This is a genomic window from Microbacterium sp. MDV22-iso44, assembly GCF_058629135.1.
In genome coordinates, this window is record NZ_JBZVWS010000002.1 from 529,774 (window position 1) to 548,769 (window position 18,996).

The 18,996-nt window shown below is 69.5% G+C and carries 19 protein-coding genes and 1 tRNA gene; 4 read left to right on the plus strand and 16 right to left on the minus strand.

Annotated elements, in window-relative coordinates; all coding sequences use genetic code 11:
- Positions 1-75: 75 nt before the first annotated feature.
- The 6 genes from AC4NN1_RS09390 to AC4NN1_RS09415 are packed head-to-tail and all read right to left on the minus strand — an operon-like array spanning position 76 to position 5,528.
- Positions 76-1,059 carry a Gfo/Idh/MocA family protein gene (locus AC4NN1_RS09390; RefSeq protein WP_311858877.1) on the minus strand — a complete coding sequence of 328 codons (984 nt, stop codon included), beginning with the start codon at positions 1,057-1,059 and terminating at the stop codon, positions 76-78.
- 1 nt (position 1,060) lies between these two features.
- Entirely contained in the window at positions 1,061-1,447 is a 387-nt protein-coding gene (locus tag AC4NN1_RS09395) for a DUF1304 domain-containing protein (RefSeq protein WP_018185563.1), read from the minus strand.
- A 7-nt stretch (positions 1,448-1,454) separates the two neighbouring features.
- Entirely contained in the window at positions 1,455-2,378 is a 924-nt protein-coding gene (locus tag AC4NN1_RS09400; RefSeq protein WP_491955121.1) for a glycoside hydrolase family 68 protein, read from the minus strand.
- A gap of 1 nt (position 2,379) precedes the next feature.
- The gene (locus AC4NN1_RS09405) at positions 2,380-3,204 is read right to left on the minus strand and encodes a carbohydrate ABC transporter permease (protein WP_018185565.1); all 825 of its coding nucleotides are present in this window, start codon (positions 3,202-3,204) and stop codon (positions 2,380-2,382) included.
- A complete protein-coding gene (locus AC4NN1_RS09410) occupies positions 3,201-4,160 on the minus strand; it encodes a carbohydrate ABC transporter permease (protein ID WP_116228090.1) in 960 nt (319 codons plus the stop codon). Before AC4NN1_RS09410 ends, AC4NN1_RS09405 begins: the two co-directional genes overlap by 4 nt.
- A 3-nt stretch (positions 4,161-4,163) precedes the next feature.
- On the minus strand, positions 4,164-5,528 hold the full coding sequence (locus AC4NN1_RS09415; RefSeq protein WP_491955122.1) for an ABC transporter substrate-binding protein: 1,365 nt from the start codon (positions 5,526-5,528) through the stop codon (positions 4,164-4,166).
- 248 nt (positions 5,529-5,776) lie between these two features.
- Between AC4NN1_RS09415 and AC4NN1_RS09420 the strand changes: the two genes are divergently transcribed.
- Positions 5,777-6,811 carry a LacI family DNA-binding transcriptional regulator gene (locus AC4NN1_RS09420; RefSeq protein WP_414685567.1) on the plus strand — a complete coding sequence of 345 codons (1,035 nt, stop codon included), beginning with the start codon at positions 5,777-5,779 and terminating at the stop codon, positions 6,809-6,811.
- A gap of 84 nt (positions 6,812-6,895) precedes the next feature.
- Positions 6,896-7,873: an alpha/beta hydrolase gene (locus tag AC4NN1_RS09425; RefSeq protein ID WP_491955123.1), complete on the plus strand. Its 978-nt coding sequence runs from the start codon at positions 6,896-6,898 to the stop codon at positions 7,871-7,873.
- A gap of 75 nt (positions 7,874-7,948) precedes the next feature.
- Here AC4NN1_RS09425 and AC4NN1_RS09430 read toward each other — a convergent pair whose 3' ends face one another.
- From AC4NN1_RS09430 to AC4NN1_RS09465, 8 genes are all read right to left on the minus strand, one after another.
- Entirely contained in the window at positions 7,949-8,542 is a 594-nt protein-coding gene (locus tag AC4NN1_RS09430) for a fasciclin domain-containing protein (protein ID WP_491955124.1), read from the minus strand.
- Between the two features lie 116 nt (positions 8,543-8,658).
- Positions 8,659-10,047: an NtaA/DmoA family FMN-dependent monooxygenase gene (locus AC4NN1_RS09435; RefSeq protein WP_491955125.1), complete on the minus strand. Its 1,389-nt coding sequence runs from the start codon at positions 10,045-10,047 to the stop codon at positions 8,659-8,661.
- 37 nt (positions 10,048-10,084) lie between these two features.
- Positions 10,085-11,278, minus strand: coding sequence for an acyl-CoA dehydrogenase family protein (locus AC4NN1_RS09440; RefSeq protein ID WP_491955126.1), 1,194 nt, complete (start codon positions 11,276-11,278; stop codon positions 10,085-10,087).
- Complete coding sequence (locus AC4NN1_RS09445; protein WP_491955127.1) at positions 11,275-12,456, minus strand: acyl-CoA dehydrogenase family protein; 1,182 nt, start codon at positions 12,454-12,456, stop codon at positions 11,275-11,277. The genes AC4NN1_RS09440 and AC4NN1_RS09445 overlap by 4 nt, the downstream gene beginning before the upstream one ends.
- A complete protein-coding gene (locus tag AC4NN1_RS09450; RefSeq protein WP_018185574.1) occupies positions 12,453-13,118 on the minus strand; it encodes a methionine ABC transporter permease in 666 nt (221 codons plus the stop codon). The genes AC4NN1_RS09445 and AC4NN1_RS09450 overlap by 4 nt, the downstream gene beginning before the upstream one ends.
- Positions 13,111-14,175 (minus strand): methionine ABC transporter ATP-binding protein, encoded by a 1,065-nt coding sequence (locus AC4NN1_RS09455; RefSeq protein ID WP_336125902.1) that lies wholly within the window; start codon positions 14,173-14,175, stop codon positions 13,111-13,113. Before AC4NN1_RS09455 ends, AC4NN1_RS09450 begins: the two co-directional genes overlap by 8 nt.
- A 42-nt stretch (positions 14,176-14,217) precedes the next feature.
- Positions 14,218-15,204 carry a MetQ/NlpA family ABC transporter substrate-binding protein gene (locus tag AC4NN1_RS09460; protein WP_018185576.1) on the minus strand — a complete coding sequence of 329 codons (987 nt, stop codon included), beginning with the start codon at positions 15,202-15,204 and terminating at the stop codon, positions 14,218-14,220.
- Positions 15,205-15,395: 191 nt separating this feature from the next.
- Complete coding sequence (locus tag AC4NN1_RS09465; RefSeq protein ID WP_491955128.1) at positions 15,396-16,100, minus strand: TetR/AcrR family transcriptional regulator C-terminal domain-containing protein; 705 nt, start codon at positions 16,098-16,100, stop codon at positions 15,396-15,398.
- A gap of 68 nt (positions 16,101-16,168) precedes the next feature.
- On the opposite strand from AC4NN1_RS09465, the gene AC4NN1_RS09470 reads away from it, so the two are divergent.
- Positions 16,169-16,483: a DUF7882 family protein gene (locus AC4NN1_RS09470; protein WP_018185578.1), complete on the plus strand. Its 315-nt coding sequence runs from the start codon at positions 16,169-16,171 to the stop codon at positions 16,481-16,483.
- An 18-nt stretch (positions 16,484-16,501) separates the two neighbouring features.
- Here the strand turns inward: AC4NN1_RS09470 and AC4NN1_RS09475 are convergent, their stop codons facing one another.
- Complete coding sequence (locus AC4NN1_RS09475; RefSeq protein WP_018185579.1) at positions 16,502-17,236, minus strand: TetR/AcrR family transcriptional regulator; 735 nt, start codon at positions 17,234-17,236, stop codon at positions 16,502-16,504.
- A gap of 100 nt (positions 17,237-17,336) precedes the next feature.
- Here AC4NN1_RS09475 and AC4NN1_RS09480 point away from each other — a divergent pair, with 100 nt between their 5' ends.
- Entirely contained in the window at positions 17,337-18,800 is a 1,464-nt protein-coding gene (locus AC4NN1_RS09480; RefSeq protein ID WP_491955129.1) for an MFS transporter, read from the plus strand.
- A 50-nt stretch (positions 18,801-18,850) separates the two neighbouring features.
- Here the strand turns inward: AC4NN1_RS09480 and AC4NN1_RS09485 are convergent.
- A tRNA-Ser gene (locus AC4NN1_RS09485) sits at positions 18,851-18,939 on the minus strand.
- Between the last annotated feature and the right edge of the window lie 57 nt (positions 18,940-18,996).

The following is an 18,996-nucleotide window of genomic DNA, read 5'->3' on the forward strand; positions in this document are numbered from 1 at the left end:
TCACTCTACCGATCACGGCGCTCGCGCGCTCGTCCGATCCGATGAGCGCACAGGCGCGGGACTGCGCGGCCGCCGTCAGCCCAGGCGGATGCCGGCGGACTCGAGCGCACGCACCGCGGTGTCGAGCACGGCGGCGCTGTGGTCGAGGCGGCGATCGCGCTCGGCGAGGTCCGCCTCGGCGATCATGCGGACGAACGCCCGGAACTCGGCCGTCATTCGGTGCGGGTCGTGGTCGAGCGCGATCCGCTCGTGAGTTCCGTCGCGCAGATGCAGCTCGACGACGGGGATCTCGTTCGGCGGGCCGTCGAACACCATCGCGCCCTCCGTTCCCTGGATCTTCGTCCGGGAAGGCCCGGGCGAGTCCTTCGCGCACACGCAGACCGCTGTGGCGTCGCCGTAGCCGTAGCCGAGGACGGCGACACCCGACGTGTCGACACCCCGCTCCATCCGCGGCGTGTACGACACCGTCTCGGGGGCGCCCAGCAGACCGACGACGAGATGCAGGGCGTACACGCCGAGGTCCATCAGGGCCCCGCCGCCCGCGGCCGGGTCGAACGCGGGCGGGACCTCGCCGGAGCGGAAGGCGTCGTAGCGGGACGAGTACTGCGAGTACTCGCACTGCACGAGCCGCAGCTCGCCGAGGCGGTGGAGGTTGTCCCGCATCCACGCGACGTTCGCGAGGTACTGGTTGCTGATGGCCTCGACGAGGATCAGGCCTCGATCTTCCGCGAGGACGCGCAGCTCGGCGAGTTCGGCCGTGCGCAGCACGAACGGCTTCTCGCAGACGACGTGCTTTCCGGCGAGAAGGGCGCGGCGGGCGACATCCGCGTGCAGCACGTTCGGCACGGCGACCCACACGGTGTCGACGCGTGGGTCCGCGAGACAGGCGTCGAGATCGGTGTAGACGAACGGGATGCCGTGGGCCGCCGCCAGGGCGTCGGCCTTGTCACGGCTGGCCGCCCGTCCGACGATGGCCGCGATGGTGAGCCCGGGGACCTCGTGGGCGTGCGGGAGGAACTCGGCGACGATCTTGCCCGCGCCGACAACGGCGAGCTTCACCTCAGAGGGCCAGCCCGATCGCGAGCAGGATCACGCCGACGAGCGGAGCGGCGAGCTGGATGAGCGCCGCGCGCGCCTTCGAGCGGTCCGAGAGCAGCAGCACGAGCCCTGCCGCGACCATCGACCCGGCTCCGACGAACACGAGCGTCGCACCGATCGCCGTGGAGCCCGTGGCGACGAAGACGATGCCGAGGAAGACCGCGATCGCGAGGAAGAGGTTGTAGAAGCCCTGGTTGTAGGCGAAGGGCTTGGTGATCTCGACGGTCGCGTCGGTCGTCCCGAAAGTGCGCCGCGCGGCGGCCCCGGTCCACGCGATGGACTCGAGATAGAAGATGTAGACGTGGATGAGGGCGCCGAGCGCCGCGAACACCAAACCGGCGATGATCATGCCGCCATCATCCCAGACTGCGCGACGCGCGCCAGAGGGGATCGGCGGCGACCGGGTCGGTGATGCCGACGGGCGCTCCGGTCTCGTCGCGCGTGAAGGCGAGGAGGACGGGGATGCCCGCCCGGTCGGTGACGATCCTCCCCGCGTAGGCGGGCGCCGGCAGGATCAGCCGTGCGTCATCGATCCGGATGCCGGTAGGCACGGCCGCGGCGGGCACCGCCCACACGCCGTCGGCCCCGTCGGAGCGCGTGGCGCAGAAGAGGAGCACGGGGGTGCCGTCGAGCTCAGCGAGCTGCAGCACCTCGAGGTGCGGGAACGCCGGCGCCGGATCGGTGAGGGGCGGCTGCACCGTCCACGTGTCGAGATCAGGCGACCAGGCGTGCCCGACGACGCCCCCGCCGGTGGTCGACCCGCCCGCGCCGCGGGCGGTGATCAGCATGTGCCAGCCGTCGCCGGCGGGATCGCGGAACACCCACGGATCGCGCCACGCCTCGTCGGGCCACGAGGTGTCGCCGAGCTTCTCGTAGTACTCCCCCGCGGCGCGGAGGACGAACCCGTCGCGCTTGTCCCACGTGTGCAGGTCGACCGAGGTCGCCATGCCGATCGCCTCGACGTTGCGAGGCGACGATCCGTCGACGAAGGATGCCCCCGTGTAGAACATGCGCCACAGCCCGTCGTCGCCGTGGACGACGCATCCGGTCCAGGTCGCCGTCTCGTCGAACGCGCCGGCGATCCCCGGGCCGAGCACCTCGCCGTGATCGGCCCAGTCGGTCAGATCCGTTGAGGTCGCATGCCCGATCCGCGCATTCCGGTGGCGGAGGTCCGGGTCGCCGAGCGAGGTCGGCGCGTGCAGGTAGTACAGGTGGAACGTCTCGCCGTCGTCAGCGACCCAGAAGTCCCACACCCAGTGCCCGTCGAGAGCGAACGCCACGTCAGCCCTTCAGCGACCCCTGCATCAGGGCGGAGACGAAGTGACGCTGGAAGATCAGGAAGATGATCAGCGTCGGGGTGAGGATGAGCAGCGACCCGGCGCACAAGAGCGGGATGTCGGTGCCGTACTGCCCCTGGAATGCTCCCAGCGCACCGGCCATCGTGCGCTTCTCGGGATCGTTGACGAGCACGATCGCGAGCAGGAACTGGTTCCAGGTCCACAGGAACAGCAGGATCGCCAGCGACGACAGCGCGGGAACCGACAGCGGGATGTGGATGCGCCAGAAGAGCTGCCACGTCGTCGCGCCGTCCATGCGGGCGGCCTCCGAGAGGTCGGCCGGCATCGTGATGAAGTGCGCCCGCATCCACATGACGGCGAACGGCATGAACAGACCGATGAGCGGCAGGATGATCGCCCACCGGGTGTTCAGCAGGCCCATCTCGCGGATCTGGAAGTACAGCGGCGTGATGATGCCCTCGAACGGGAGCGTCAGGCCGAGGATGAACGCGACGAACACGATGCGCCCGCCGGCGGGACGGAGGTGGCCGAGCGCGAACCCGGCGAGGGTCGCGAACAGCACGGCCGCCGGGACGACGGCGATCTCGATGAGGAAGCTCGATCCGAGCAGCGCCGCCATGTTCGCGGACTGGAACGCCGTGACGAAGTTGTCCCACCGGGGCTCGGGCGGCCATTCGAGTCCGCTGGGGTACGTGCCCGGCGCGTGGAGCGCGGTCACGAAGAGGCTGATGAACGGCATGATCGTGACGAGCATCAGGATGATCAGCAAGACGCGGCCGAGCCACTTCTCGCGTGCGCGGACGATCACGATTCTTTCCCTCGGAGGATGCGCTGCAGCGGCAGGACGATGAGGAGGACGAGGGCCATGAGGACGATGGCGAACGCCGACGCCGTTCCGACCTCGCGCTGGTAGAACGCGAGATAGAAGATCTGGAGGCCCGGGACGAGAGTGCTGTCGCCGGGGCCACCCTGCGTGGCGATGTAGATGATGTCGAAGCTCGCGAGCGCGGCGATGACGGTGACCGTGACGCACACCGCGACCTCCTGGCGGACGCCCGGGAGCGTGATGCTGAAGAACTCGCGGACGGGGCCGGCGCCGTCGATGCGGGCGGCCTCGTACAGCGCGGGGTCGATCTTGGTCATGCCCGCGAGGATGAGCACGAGGCAGAGCCCGACCTGCACCCACGCGCCGATCACGCCGACGGCGGGAAGAGCGGTCGAGAAATCACCGAGCCACGCGCGGGTCACCCCGCCGAGGCCGAACAGACCGAGGAGCTGGTTGACCAGCCCGTTGGTCGACAGCTGCCAGCTCCACATGATGCCGGCGGCGACGAGCGGGATCACCTGCGGCAGGAAGAGGACGGTCCGCGAGATGGCGGCCAGTCGGCTCGCGGCGATCGCGCGGATCATGTTCGCGGCGACGAGGGCGATGCCGACGGGGATGATGCTGAAGTAGATGATCAGCTCGAACGCGTTGCCGATCGCGCCCGTCAACTTCGGGTTGCTGAAGACCTCGACGTAGTTGGCGAAGCCGACCCACGTCGCCGGACCGATGCCGTTCCACTCGTAGAACGAGTACTGCGCCGACAGGGCGATGGGACGCAGCACGAAGAAGACGTAGAAGCCCGCGGCGGGGAGTACCAGCAGGTACGCCGCGAGGCTGGCGCGGAACTTCCGCCGGCGTCGGCGCTGTGCCGCCGCCGAGTCGAGCGCTGCTGCGCCGGTGGAGACCACCGGCGCAGCAGCGGGAGGAGCAGAGACCATCACTCAGTTCCCGATTTGGCTTTCGTAGTCGGACTGCACCGACGACAGCAGGCCCTCGGGGGTCTGCTCGCCGGCGACGAGCTTCTGCAGGTTGGGCGTCCAGCTCTGGGCGTAGATCGCGCCGGTCGCGTTGGCGATGAAGTCCATGGCGCCGTTCGCCTCGGACAGCTGAGCACCGGCGGCGAGCGTCGCAGCCGTGGTCGAGCCCTCCTTGACGGGAGGCATGAACGCGTCCGCCGGACCCATCGGGTGCGAACCGCCGACCTCGACGCCGATCGTGCGGGCCTTCTCGTTGGTTGCCGTCCAATTGAGGAAGAACGCCGCGCAGTCGGCGTGCTTCGCCGTGGCGGCGACGCCGAAGGTCAGCGGCGCCGACATGGCGCCGATCTGGCCACCCTCTTCACGCGGGGGCATCAGGAAGAAGCCTGCTTCACCGGGCATCTGGGTGTCGAGGTTGCCCGACTCCCAGTCGCCGTCGAACATGAACAGCGACTGGCCGCCGATGAAGCGGCTCATCATCTGCGAGTAGTCGAGCGAGTTGATGTCGTCGGCGAAGTAGCCCGCGTCGATCCACTTCTTGAGGTGCTTCGTCGCCTCGAGGTTCTCGGGGGTGTCGATGGAAGCGCCGGGCTGCTGGAAGATCCAGTCGTTGATCTTGGCCGGGTCGCCATAGGACGCCATGAGCGCCTGCAGCGGGAAGGCCAGACCACCGGTCGCGCCGCCGTTGAACTGTGTGATCGGCGTGATGCCGGCATCCTTCGCCGCCTTCAAATCTGCGTCGAACTCGTCGAGGGTCTTCGGAGCCTCGGTCATGCCGATCTTCTCGGCGAGGCTCTTGTTGTAGAAGACGCCGGTCATCGAGTAGTTGAGGCCGAGCGCGTAGAGCGGGCCGCTGCCGCGACGACCGTTCTCGTCGACCCGCAACTGCTGGAGCTGCGACTCGGGCCACTTGGTCCATCCGAACGCCTCGGCGTACGGGTCGAGGTCGAGGAGGAGCCCGTCGGTGGCGAGCTCGGACATCTGCGGCAGGCGCATGAGGTCCGGCGGCGAGTCCTGCAGGACGCGCGGTGCGTTCTGCGTGATGACGGCGAACTGGTCCTCACGGATGTCGAAGGTCACGTTCGGGTACTGCTTCGTGAACTCGTCGGTGAGGTCCTTCGGCAGCGGGAAGCCGGTCTCGAAGTAGCCGCTGAGGACGACGTCCTCGTCACCGCACGTGGGGCCGTTCGCCCCGAAGTCGGCGGTCGAGGATGCCTGCGGTGCCGCGGTCCCTCCGGGAGGGGCGCACGCGGTGACGGCCACGGCGAGCGAGGTGAGGACACCGGCGAGGATGAGCGGGCGGAGGGGGCGCTGTGTGAGTCGAGACATCACTGTCTCCTTTCAGAGAACCACGGTGTTCGGGAGGAAAAGCGTCGACGTGAGTCGGTGCTAAATCGCGTTAGCAAGGTCATGATGCGCCACCGATCCCCGACGTGTCAATGGGCAGGAGCCGTGTCGTGACCGAGACGTGTCCGCGAGATACGCCGGCGGGATCCGCTTGCGACCCCGCGCCGCGGCGCCTCCCCCACCGCCGTTAGGATCGCGGGAGACAGGAGGACTCCGTGACGAGGAATCGGGTGACACTCGCCGACGTCGCCCGCGCAGCGGGCATGTCGCGTACGACGGCGTCACTCGTCCTGTCGGGCCGAGGCGATGAGATGCGGATCGCCGAGGCGTCGCAGGAACGCGTGCGCCTCGTGGCCGCCGAACTCGGCTACCGGCCGAACATGATCTCTGCGGGGCTGCGCAGCGGCACGAGCCGGACGCTCGGGTTCATCTCGGACTCGGTCGCGACGTCTCAGCTGGCCGGCGACATGATCAAGGGCGCCCTCGAGGGTGCCCGTCGCCACGGGCACATGCTGTTCATCGGCGAGTACGAGGGCGACGACACCGAACGCGAACGCCTGATCGACGCGATGCTCGACCGTCAGGTCGACGGCGTCATCCTCGCCTCGATGTTCACCCGGGAGCGTCCGGTCCCCGCTGCCCTCGCCGGACGGAACGTCGTCCTGCTCAACACGTTGCCCGAGGGTCCGGCGAAGAACGCGCACGCGATCCTCCCGGATGAGCTGGATGCCGGGCGTCGCGCCGCGCGGCTGCTGCTCGAGCGCGGACACCGGGACATCCACCTCATCGGAGCGGGGCCGACGCCGGCGGATGTGCCCCGCAGCACCATCGCCGGGCGGGAACGCCTCGAGGGGATCCTCGACGAACTGACGGGCGCGGGACTCTCCCCCGCCTCCGGCCGCAAGCTGAGCATCTGGCTGCCCGCCGACGGCTGGAAGGCGACCGCGGACCTCATCGCGTCCGGCGTGCGCTCTGGCGCCATCATCGCCTTCAACGACCGCATCGCATTCGGCGCGTACCAGGCCGTGTCCGAGGCGGGGTTGACCGTGCCCGGCGACTTCTCGATCGTCTCGTTCGACGACCACCAGCTCGCGAGCTGGGTGCACCCCGGCCTGACGACCTTCGCGATCCCGCACTTCGACCTCGGGCTGCGCGCCGTCGAGATGCTGCTCACCACGCCCGCGGAGTCCCCAGCGTCGGTCGAGCGCCTCCCGATGCCGCTCCGCAGCCGCGGCTCGGTGCGCGCGGTCGCCGACGCGCACTGAACGAGAACCGGTGCGAGGCATCCGCTACTCTCTGAGCTAACGCGATTTAGCACGTGGCTCACCCGCCGCGTGGAGAGGATCAGCATGGAGCAACGGAGCCCCAGCGCACACGGCATCCCGCACCCCCCGTTCGATCCCGACGTCCGCCGGGCGCTCGAGGAGGGCGACGACGTCGTCGTCGGTCTCGCCGCGAGCGAGATCACCGCGCTCCGCGCCGGAGCCGTCCCGCCGACGCGCGAGGCCTACACGCTCGGCGGACGCTTCGCGGACCGCGCGGCCCGGACGGTCGCCGGCGACGGCACCGAGGTGCGTCTGACCGTCCTCACCCCTCGCGACCAGCCGGGGCCCTTCCCCGTGGTGTTCCACATCCACGGCGGCGGGATGGTCGTCGGCGGTGCGCACGACGTCCTCCCCGACCTGGGACCGACGGCGCTCGACCTCGGCTGTGCGATCGTCTCGGTCGAGTACCGGCTCGCGCCCGAGAACCCTTACCCCGCCCCGCTCGACGACGTCTACGCCGGCTGGGAGTGGGTCGCGCGGGAGGGGTCCGCGTGGGGACTCGACCCCGCCCGCGTCATCGTGCACGGGGTGAGCGCGGGCGGCGGACTGGCTGCCGGTGCGGTGCTGCGCGCGCGCGACCACGGCGGCCCGGCCGCCCTCGGCCAGATGCTCGTGTATCCGATGCTCGACCACCGCAACGACTCGGCATCCGCTCGTCAGATGGAGGGTCTCGGCGCATGGGACCGCCGCGCCAACGCGACCGGCTGGGCGGCATATCTCGGCGCGCTCGACGCCGACGCGGTGCCCGCCTACGCCTCCCCCGCCCTCGCCGCCGACCTGGGCGGCCTGCCCGCGACCTTCATCGAGGTCGGGTCGGCCGAGACCTTCCGCGACGAGGACGTCGACTACGCGCGCCGCATCTGGGCCGCCGGCGGTGACGCCGAACTCCACGTCTGGCCGGGCGGCGCCCACGCCTTCGACGCGCTCGCCCCCGACGCCGCGCTCTCCCGCGACGCGCGCGACGCGCGGGTGCGGTGGCTGCGGCGCGTGCTCGGGCGCTGACCCCCGGCATCCGTCGCACGCGAACGGCCCGCCACCGGTGGGTGCCACCGAGGACGGGCCGTTCGAGGATAGCGGTCAGGCGCCGGGGACGAGGACCCGGTCGATCGTGTGGATGACGCCGTTCGACGCCTGGATGTTGATGGCGCGGAGGACGAGCTTGGGGTTCTTCAGCTCGGGCGTCTCGTCGCGCAGGACGATGCCGCGCGGCTCGATCGTGCCGCTGTTCGCCATCTCGATCGAGCGCGAGAAGAGGACCTTGAGGGGCGAGAGCTTCTTGCCCGCGACCACGTGGTACAGCAGGATGTCGCTGATCTCGTCGGTCGTGAACGTCGAGGTGATCGCCGTGAGCGCCGCCTTCTCGGAGGTCGGCGCCGTGCCCGTCAGGTCGGTCACGAGACGCTCGAACGCACGGTCGTTCGGAGCGAACACGGTGAAGGTGGCGTTCGGGTCGTCGAGGGTCTTGTCGAGACCGGTCGCGACGAGCGCCTGGACGAGGATGTCGTAGTCCGATCCGTTCGCGTCGGGGGTGCCGCCGCCGGAAGCGGCGACCGCGACGTCGACGATGGTCCCCTTCGGCGCGGTCGCCTGATGGGCCGAGGCAGGGGATGCGGTCAGGGCGAGCGCGCCCGCGACCACCGTGGCGAGGGCGATTCCGAGCTTCTTGTTCATCATGTTGCTCCTTCGATGAGAAGAGTCACGCCCGGCGGACATGTCGGGCGCTACTAGGTGTTCCGCCGGACAGGCCGCCTCGGATGCAGCACGAGAGAAGTTTTTTCAGCCGGCGCTCACCCGAACAGCGGCGCCACCGGGACGTCGAGGTTCGCGCCGCCCCGGTAGCGCGCCGCGATGTGGTTCTCGGGCAGGCGCGGTCCGCGCCCGAACAGACGCTCGCGCAGGGTCGGACCGCCCTCGAGGAGGCGACCGCGCTTGCGCAGCTCGGGCACGACGAGCTCGGCGAAATCGCGGGCGGTGTCGAAGGAGTGGTACTGCCGCAGATTGATGCCGTCGATGCCGTCCTCGTCGAGCCACCGTTCGATCTCATCGGCGACGACGGTGGGATTCCCCGCAACGAAGAAGCGGCCCTCACGACCCGTGGCGATCCCGTCGAGGAGTTCCCCGATCGTCGCGTCGGGGCCGGTCGGCGGCGCCGCATCCGCTGCGACTCCCGCCTGCGCGAGGGCGTCGCGGACGAGGGTCTCGCGGGGGAAGGCCGTCGGGTCGAAGGGGAACCCGGCGTGGGCGAGGATGCCGTCGACGCTCGTGTTCTCGCGGTACGTCCGCCACTTGTCGGCCGCTTCGTCCTCGGTGCGACCGACGACGACGCCCGCCTGCACGATGAAGCGGAGGTCGTCTGCGCCGCGCCCCTGGCGGGCGGCCGCCGCCCGCATCTGCTCGACGTTGCGGATGAAGTCCGCCGTCGAGCGCCCTCCCGTGAAGACGAGCTCCGCGTGGCGTCCGGCGAACTCGATGCCGGCGGGCGATCCGGTCGCCTGGTAGAGGACGGGCGTGCGCTGCGGCGAGGGCTGGCTCAGGTGGGGACCCGCGACGCGGAAGTTCTCCCCCACGTGATCGACGTAGCGGACCTTGGACGGGTCCGTGTAGGTCCGGGTCGCGGCATCCGCGATGACCGCATCGTCGTCCCACGAGCCCTCCCACAGCTTGTAGACGACGTCGAGGAACTCGTCCGCGATCGCGTAGCGGCGATCATGCGGGATCTCATCGGCCAGCCCGAAGTTCCGGGCCGCGTTCGGCAGGTACGAGGTGACGATGTTCCACCCCACCCGTCCCCGGGTGAGGTGATCGAGAGTCGACATGCGGCGGGCGAACGAGAACGGCGGCTCGTAGCTGGTCGAGAACGTGACGCCGAAGCCCAGGCGCTCGGTCACGGCCGCCATGGCGGGGATGACGAGCAGCGGATCGTTCGAGGGGATCTGCAGCCCCTCGCGGATAGCGGTCTCGGGGCCGCCCCGGAACACGTCGTACGCACCGACGACGTCAGCGAGGAAGACCCCGTCGAATCCGCCGTGCTCGAGGATCTGCGCGAGCTCGATCCAGTACGAGATGTCGTTGATCCGGTGCCGGTTGTTCCCCGGCAACGACCACAGCCCGTGGGTGATGTGACTGACCGTGTTCATCTCGAACAGGTTCAGGATGAGCTTCTTGCGCTCCGCCATGCGGGTCCTTTCTGGAGGTTTCGGGCGTCGCTGCGGATCAGGCTTCGCCGGTGCTCCACCACCCGGGCACGGGGGTGTCGTTGAGCAGCAGGTCGCCGAGTGCGCGCGCCTTGAAGGCGAGGGGATTGTGGGATGCCAGGGTTCGGGCGTTACGCCAGTGTCGGTCCAGGGCGAGGTCGGTGTCGACCGCACTGGCCCCACCGACCTCGAAGAGCAGAGTGGCCGCCTCGAGCACGGCGGGGAGGACGACGAGCTGCGCGCGGGCCGTCGCCGCCTCGACGGGGGCGATCACGTCGCGCAGCGCATCACCCGAGACACCGGCGGACTGGGCGGCGACCGACGCGTCGAGTCCCGCGACCGCGGCCGTGAGCGCGGCATCCGCCGTGAACGACAGCGCCGACAGCCGACCGACGGTCTCCTGCACGAGTGGGTCCTCACGGGCCGTCGCGGCCGAGGCATGACTGTAGGTCCGCGTGCGCTTCTGCACGAACGCGACCGCGTCGTCGACGATCGCGCGCCCGATCCCCGCGGCGGCGGCCAGGAGGACGAGCTGGACGAAGGCCCCGCCGTGCGACGGGCCGCCGACGACGCGGCGGGCGACGGCATCCTCGTCGACGACGACCGAGCGGAAGACGGTCGTCCCGCTCCCGGTGAGGCGCTGACCGAAGCCGCGCCAGTCGTCGACGACGTCGACCCCGGCCGCCGCGGTCGGCACGAGTGCCGCGACGAGAGCCCCGTCGTCGTCCTGCGCGGCGACGGAGACGAGATCGGCGAACAGCGTCCCGGTGCTGTAGTACTTCGTGCCGTCGAGGCGGAGCCCGTCGGGCGACCCCGTCAACGTCGTCGACAGCGCGCCGACCTTCGCCGACGATCGCTCGTGGGTCGCGTTGCCGATGATGGCGCCGCCTGCCACCAGGGCGAGCCTGCGGGAGCGCTCCTCGGAATCGGGCGACAGGATCGTCCGATCGACGAAGGAGAAATGCGAACGGAGCAGCTGCGCGAGATTCGGATCACGACGGCCGAGCTCGGCGAGGAGGGCGAACAGCACCGATGGCGGCTCACCGCCGCCGCCGAACTCCTCGGGCACCGTCACCCGGGTGAACCCGGCGCGCCGCAGAAGAGCGACCTCGTCGTGCGGCAGTCTCCGCGCGAGTTCGCGGGCGACGGCATCCCGCCCCACCTCGTCGAAGACGGGGGCGAAGCGTTCCACCGCATCGGCGACCCGAGTCATGCGAGCGCGACCTCCGCAGGACGGGGCGCCTGCGCTCCCGGCGCCTGCCACGCCGGCAGCGTGCCGGTGAGGGTGACCTGACCGAGCGCACGCGTGCGCTGGATGACCGGATTGTGCGAGGCGATCGTGCGGACATTGCGCCAATGACGGTCGAGCGCTCGCCCCGTGCCGACCGCCGATGCGCCGCCCACCTCGAACAAGCGCGTCGTCGCGTCGAGGACCAGACGAGGCACGAGCTCCTGGAGTCGGAAGACCTCGAACTGGATCTCGCGCATCTCCGTCGCGCTCGCTCCCCGATCGGATGCTGCGCCCAGGTCAGCGGCGACCGATAGCACGAGCCGACGGGTCGTCGCCGCGACGACGTCGAGCTCCCCCACCACGAGCTGCACGAGCGGGTCCTCGCGCGGAAGCGTCTCGCCCGCGAACCCGAAGGTCCGCCGCCGCGGGGTCACGAACTCGACGGTGTCGTCGAGGGCGCGCTGGGCGATGCCGGCGATGACGGCGAGGAGGGTGAGCTGGAGGATCGCCCCCAGGTGGTGTCCGCGCGCCTCAGCGCCTTCGGCGGGCGCCACGAGGATGCCGTCCTCCGCCACCGGCGCGCGATCGAACACCGTCGTCCCGCTTCCCGTGAGCAGCTGCCCGAACCCGTCCCAGTCGTCGGTCGACCGGACCCCCGGGTGGTGGGCCGACACCGTGACCGCGACCCGCTCGTCCCCGTCGAGGGCCGCGAGGTGGATCCAGTCCGCGTAGATGCTGCCGGTCGTGTAGTACTTCGTCCCCGACAGCAGCGGCTCGCCGCTCGTGCGGTCGATCCGCGTCTCGAGGTGCGCCGTGTCGTGCCGTTCGGACTGCGCGTTGCCCACGAAATCCCCCGCGAGGATCCGCTCGAACCACGGCTGCGCCAGCTCGATCGGCTGCAGCCGGAGCGACTCGACGAACGCGAGGTGACCGCGCCAGACGTGGCCGAGGCTGGCATCCGCGGCGGACAGCCGGATGAGGCGGGCGAACTGCTCCTCCAGCGAGATCGGGGAACCCCCGGATGCCGCAGGCACCCGCCACGTGCCGAAGCCGATCTCGCGCAGCTCGGCGAGCTCCGCGGTCAGCAGGCGCCGCTCGCGCTCGCGCTGCGGCGCGTCGACTGCGACGCGGGCGAGGAGGTCCTCGAACCGCCCGGTCACCGGTGCATCACCTTCCGCGCCACGGCGTTGCCGAGGAACTGGGCGAGCTGGACGAGCACGATGAGGGCGAGGACGACGATGCCGACCGAGATCCAGTCGAAGCGCTGGTATCCGTAGTTCATGGCGAGCGACCCGAGTCCGCCGCCGCCGAGCACTCCCGCGACCGCCGTCGCGTCGACGAGCGCGACCAGGATGTAGGTCAGCCCCAGGGTGAGCGGGCCGAGGGCCTCGGGGACGACGATGGTGAAGAGCACCCGGGCGGGACTCGCGCCCATCGCAGCCCCCGCCTCGATCGACCCGGGGCTCACCGCGACGAGGTTCGATTCCGAGACGCGGGCGATGGCGACGCACGCGACGATGATGAGTGGGATCGTCTGCGGCAGGGGGCCGAGCCCGGTGCCGAAGAGGGACCTCGTGAGCGGGATGAGGGCGATCGCCACGATCAGGAACGGGATCGGACGGACCACGTTGATGACGAGGTTCAGCACCGCGAAGATCGCCCGGTTCTGCAGGAGGTTGCCGGGGCGGCTCGCGTAGAGCAGCAGCCCGAGCAGTACGCCGATGACGGCGGCTCCCGCGAAGGCGACGACCACCATGAGCCCGGTCTCGCCGACGGCGACCCAGAAGCGGGGGAAGAAGGCGTTCGGGTCGAAGTCACGCATGAACGGCCTCCTTCGCGATCACCCGGGCGTCCGGTTCCGGCAGCTCGGAGACGGTGGTCGTCTCGCGGAGACCCTCGATGGCGGCATCCACGGCGGCATCCGTTCCGAGGAGCTCCACCGTCAAGCTGCCGAACAACCGCCCCTGCAGCTCGTCGACGCCCCCGAAGACGACGTTGACGTCGACGTCGTGCGCGCGGGAGACCTGCGAGAGGAACGGGTGGTTGGTGTCACGGTCCTCGACGTGCAGCTGGACGAGGCGTCCGCGATGGACGGCGCGGATCTTCGCGAGCGCCTCGGCGGACGGGATGTGGTGCAGCACCGACGACACGAATCGTCGTGTGGTCGGATGCCGCGGCGAGGAGAAGACGTCGTAGATGCTGCCGTGCTCGACGACCGCGCCGTCCTCCATGACCGCGACCTTGTGAGCGAGCTCGCGGACCACGTCGATCTCGTGGGTGACGAGCAGGATGGTGACGCCGTACTCCTCATTCACCCGCCGGAGGAGGGCCAGGACCTCACCCGTCGTCTGCGGGTCGAGTGCGCTCGTCGCCTCATCCGAGATGAGGACGTCGGGCCGGGTGGCCAGCGCGCGAGCGATGCCCACGCGTTGCTTCTGGCCGCCCGACAGCTGCGACGGGTACGCGAGCGCCTTGTCGGTGAGCCCGACGAACCGCAGCAGCTCCTCGACGCGGTCGAGGGTCTCGGCCTCGGACAGGCCCGCCAGCCGCAGCGGGTAGGCGATGTTCTTGTAGACGTTCCGCGACTCGAGCAGATTGAACTGCTGGAACACCATGCCGATGCGCTGCCGCGCGGCGTACAGGGCACGGCCCTGGAGGGCTGAGATCTCGCGACCGTCGACGACGACCCTTCCGCTCGTCGGCCGCTCGAGCGCATTGACCGTGCGCAGCAGGGTCGATTTGCCGGCGCCCGAGAAGCCGACGATCCCGAAGATCTCGCCCTTCTCGACCGTCAGGCTGACGTCGCGGAGGGCGTCGACCGTGCGTCCCTTCGACGTGAAGGATTTGGAGACGTTCTCGAAGGCGATGGCGGTGCTCATGGGTTCCTCATCTCAGCCGGGTGCGGTCGCGAGCGGCAGCCGTCAGTTCTTCGCGGCCTGCTTCTCGAGGTCGGCGAGCTTGGTCCGGAGCTGCTCGACCGGGACGTCGACGAGCACCACGGAGCCCTGGTTCTCCTTCTCGTTGGCCGCCGCGACGCGCTTGTCGGCGTAGACGTCCTTGAGGATCTTCCACGCGGGGTTGTCCTTGTTGTCCTCACGGGTGGCGATGACGTTGACGTACGGCAGGTTCTGCTCGGAGAGCGCCTTGTCGAGGAAGAGCGCATCGTCGGAGCCGATGTTCTGGCTCGGGTCGAAGTACGACGTGCCCACGACGACCGCAGCCAGGCTCGGGTCGGTGAACTGCTGAGCGATCGACGTCGCGGGGATCTCGGTGAACTGGAGCTTCTTCGGGTTCGCCGTGATGTCCTCGACGGCGGGGAAGTCGCCCTTGTCGGCCGAGAGGGTGATGAGGCCGGCGGCCTCGAGGATGTTGAGCGCGCGACCTCCGTTGGAGGGGTCGTCGGGGATGGCGATCTTCGCGCCGTCCCCGATGTCGTCGAGGGATTTCGCGGTCGCGGAGAAGATCCCCCACTGCGTGATGAGCGTCGAGAAGACGGGGGTGAGGTCTGAACCGTTCTCGGTGTTGAAGGCGCTGAGGTACAGGATGTGCTGGAAGGCGTTGGCGTCGACCGTGCCGGCGGCGAGCTCGGTGTTGGGCAGGACCCAGTCCTGGACGTTGACCCACTCGATGTTCAGGCCCTTCTCGGCGGCGACCTCCTTGACCGCATCTTGGAACGGGCTGTCCTCCGACACGGCGATCTTGACGCTGATCGGCTCAGCTGGGCTTGCACCGCCGGCCGCGGCGGCATCGGCGGGCCGGAGCGCCGGGAGCGCAAGGGCGACTCCGCCGACGATCGCGCCGACCGCGACGACGGCGATCGCGATCGCGATGCCGATCCGGGTGCGCTTCTTGTCTCCCGCGACGGCGGCGCGGAGGTCGCTCTGCGGGGTCTGGTTCTGGTCTGACATGGGATGGTCTCCTCGTGGTGCGCCGGGCGTGGATGTTCGCTGTGACTGCGACATTCCTAGCCCGCCGCGACCTCGAGGACGACTTGCGAGACGCTCCGTGACCGGTCGTTACCGTCCTTGACGTTCGCGCGCATCGCGGATCGACATCTGCCCGCAGATCGTGCTAATCGCGCGTGCGCGCACCATCGCTGCTACAGCGAGAGGTCGACCTCGAGCCGGTCGAGGAGGATCTCGAGGGCGGTGTCGAACTCCTCTTTGCTGTGGTCCTCGCTCAGCAGCGGCCGCAGGCGCAGCACCTCGGGGGCATCATCCAGGGAGGCGACCTGCGCCTCGCCGGTGGAAACCGGCCCGGTCTCCCCCTGGCCGGCGAGCGTCCCTCCGACGTCGGCACCGCGCACGGCTGCCTCCAGCAGCAGCTGACCGATGAGGAAGCTGCTGAACCCCCGGTACGCCCCGACGGCCTGCTCGTCCGTGAAGCCGTGCTGGAGCAGCACCCGGAGGAAGATGTCCACCGCCTCGATGCTCCGCAGCGGCGGCCTGAGCCAGGGCGCGGCGGGATGCCGGGTCGCGATCAGCGGGAATGCGCGGGGGTGAGCGACGGCGATGTCCCGCACCGCGTGCGCGACGTTCTGGAGGAAGGTCTGCCAATGCCCCGCGGCCTCGCGCTCCATGACCACGACGAGTTCGGCCGTCAGTTCGTCGACGACGCCTTCGAGAAGATCCTCTTTGCCGTGCACATGACGGTAGAGCGACATCGCCTCGACGCCCAGCTCCGCCCCCAGAGCGCGCATCGACAGGCCCGCCGGACCCTTGAGGTCGACGAGGCTCAGCGCTGCATCGATGATGGCGGCGCGACTCAACCTCGCACCGGATGACCGCTCGGACTGATTGCTCATGGGAGCCTCCTTCCTGATCCTCTCTCTTCTCGCACTCGTTTGTCTGCTTACGCCGTAAGCTTGGTGAAATGGGACGCTTGGCCTTCGGCAGCGAGACGGTCACATTCGATGACCGTCTCCTCGGTCATCTCGAGGTCGTGATGGTGGCTAAGCTCCGACGCCGCGAGCCGTTCATCCTCACGTGGACCGTCGACCCCAGCCTGGGCAGCGGGCGAGTCTCGCGCTGGGTCGGGGTGTCGACGAGCTGGGACATCCGCTACCACTCGCGCGCCATCGGGCCGATCAACCCGGCCTGGATCGACGCGCTGATGTCGACGGCGAACTCGCCCGGCGGGCTGCGGGTCGTCCCCGAGCCCGATCAGGACGAAGCGGTCGCCGGCTGACACCGACGCCGCCTCCGATCAGCGACCTGCGCTGAGGTGGAGTCCGTCGAGGAGAAGATCGAGCCCTGCCCGGAACTGGTCACGATCATCGTGACCGGCGAATTCGTCCACGATGTGGTGGATGAACGGGTACTCCTCGGGATCGAGGGCCCGCCACTGGTGGACGGCTCCGGCGAGGTACTCGTCGCGGCCCACGTCGCCGGACGCGACCTCCGGAGGGAGCTGCTGCCCCATGTCGGCGGCGGTGCCGATGACGAACCCCACGATCGCCGATGTCGCATGGAAGCAGTCCCGCGGCGAGAGCCCCAGGCGCATGATCTGCTCGCCCAGCTTCTCGTACAGCTGTAGCGAATGGACCTGTCGCGCCGTGTTGCGCATGGCATACGCCCCGAGCCAGGGGCGATCGACGATGACATCGAACATCGCGACGGCGATCGTCCTCACGTTCTCGATCGGATCGCCGCTCCCCTCGCGACCCACGTCTGATACGGCGGCCAGGACGCCCCCGAGCACGGAATCGGCGGCCAGGTCGAGGAGCTCTTCCCGTCCCGAGACGTACCAGTAGATGCTCGCGGGCCCGCCGCCGAGCCGGGTCGCCAGCGCCCGCGTCGTCAGCCCCTGCGATCCCGACTCGTCGAGGATCTCGATCGCGCCGGCGATGACGGCGTCGATGGAATGCGACGTTCGAGAGCGCTCGCGCGGAGCGCGGGCGCGTCGGCGGGGTGGTTGCGCCTGCTCGGTCATGACAGCCATCACATCACACGGGAAACCGAGTGTTGTGATCTATCGAACATCGTTCTATCGTATCGAACGGCGCTCGATAGTCGAACGCTGTTCGATGGAAAGAGCTCTCATGACGGTGACCACCACCTCCCCCCGCGTCTACACCTCGCTCAGAGCCGCGTGGGTTCCGCTCGCTGCGCTCTGTCTCGCCTTCTTCGTGGAGATGGTCGACAACACCCTGCTGTCCATCGCCCTCCCGACCATCGGCCGAGACCTCGGCGGGGACACGACGGGATTGCAGTGGATCACCGGGGCGTACTCGCTGACGTTCGGCGGGCTGCTGCTCACCGCCGGCTCCATCGCCGATCGCTTCGGCCGGCGGCGGGTCCTGCAGATCGGCCTCGCGACATTCGGCGTGGTCAGCCTGGCCGTCCTCCTCGTGAACAGCATCGGCGGGCTCATCGCGGTCCGCGCCGCGCTCGGCGTCGCCGCCGCCGCGATGGCCCCGATCACGAACTCGCTCGTGTTCCGCCTCTTCGACGACGCCGCCCTGCGGATGCGGGCGATCACCCTCATGATGGTCGTCGGCATGTCGGGCTTCGTCGTGGGCCCCCTGCTCGGCGGCACCATCCTCACGCACCTGCCCTGGCAGTGGCTGTTGCTGATCAACGCTCCGATCGCCCTCCTCGCCGGAGTCGGAGTGCGCCTGGGCGTCCCCGCCGACGACCCGCGCGGACTGACGCGAGACCGCCTCGATCTGACCGGGGCGGCGTTGAGCGTGATGGCCGTCGGGCTCTCCTGCTACGCACTGACGAGCGGAGTCCAGTTCGGATGGTTCGCTCCGGTCACACTGCTCGTCGGGATCGGCGCCGCGGCATCCATCGTTCTCTTCATCGTGAACGAACGCCGATCCTCGGCCCCGATGATCGACCTCTCCCTCTTCTCCGTGGGCACGATCCGCGGTGCGGCGCTCGCGCAGATCGGCACCTCCGTGGCCATGGCGAGCGTGATGTTCGCGCTCATTCTGCACTTCCAGTACGCCTGGGGATGGAGCCCGATGGCCGCGGGGCTCGCCAATCTGCCCCTCATCCTGACCATGATCCTCGCCGCCCCGCTCACCGAGGCGCTGATCCGCCGATTCGGACACCGCATCGCCTGCGTCATCGGTGCCGTGCTGCTGACAGCCGGCCTGGGAGCCATGGCCTGGGCCGTCGAGCAGGATTACCTCGCCATCGCGGTCGCCATGGTCGTCATGACGGCGGGCCTGCGCACCGTCATGAGCATCTGCGCGGTCGCCCTCATCGGGGCCGTGCCCGAGGACCGCACATCGATGGGCGCCGCACTCAACGACACCGCACAGGAGGTCGGGTCGAGCATCGGAACGGCCTTCGTGGGCACGGTGATCGCGGTACTGGTGGCCGCGACGCTTCCCGACGGCACCTGGAGCCCGGCCCTGACGTCCACGTACTTCCACGGCGAGCAGATCGCCTTCATCGCGGTCGCCATCGCCGTCGGTGCGATCTCCCTCATCGGGGCGCTCACCCTGAGCAGTGCGAGGACGACAGACGAGCACGAGCGCGTCGACGCCCCGTGAGACGGACGTGCAGAAACAGAAAAGCCCCGGTATACCGGGGCTTTTCACTGCGGAGACGGAGGGATTTGAACCCTCGGTCCCCGTAAGGGGACTCCACCTTAGCAGGGTGGTGCACTAGGCCTGACTATGCGACGTCTCCAGGCATCCGACCGCGAACGGCGCGAATGCACCCCGCAAGCATAACGGTTCCGCGGAC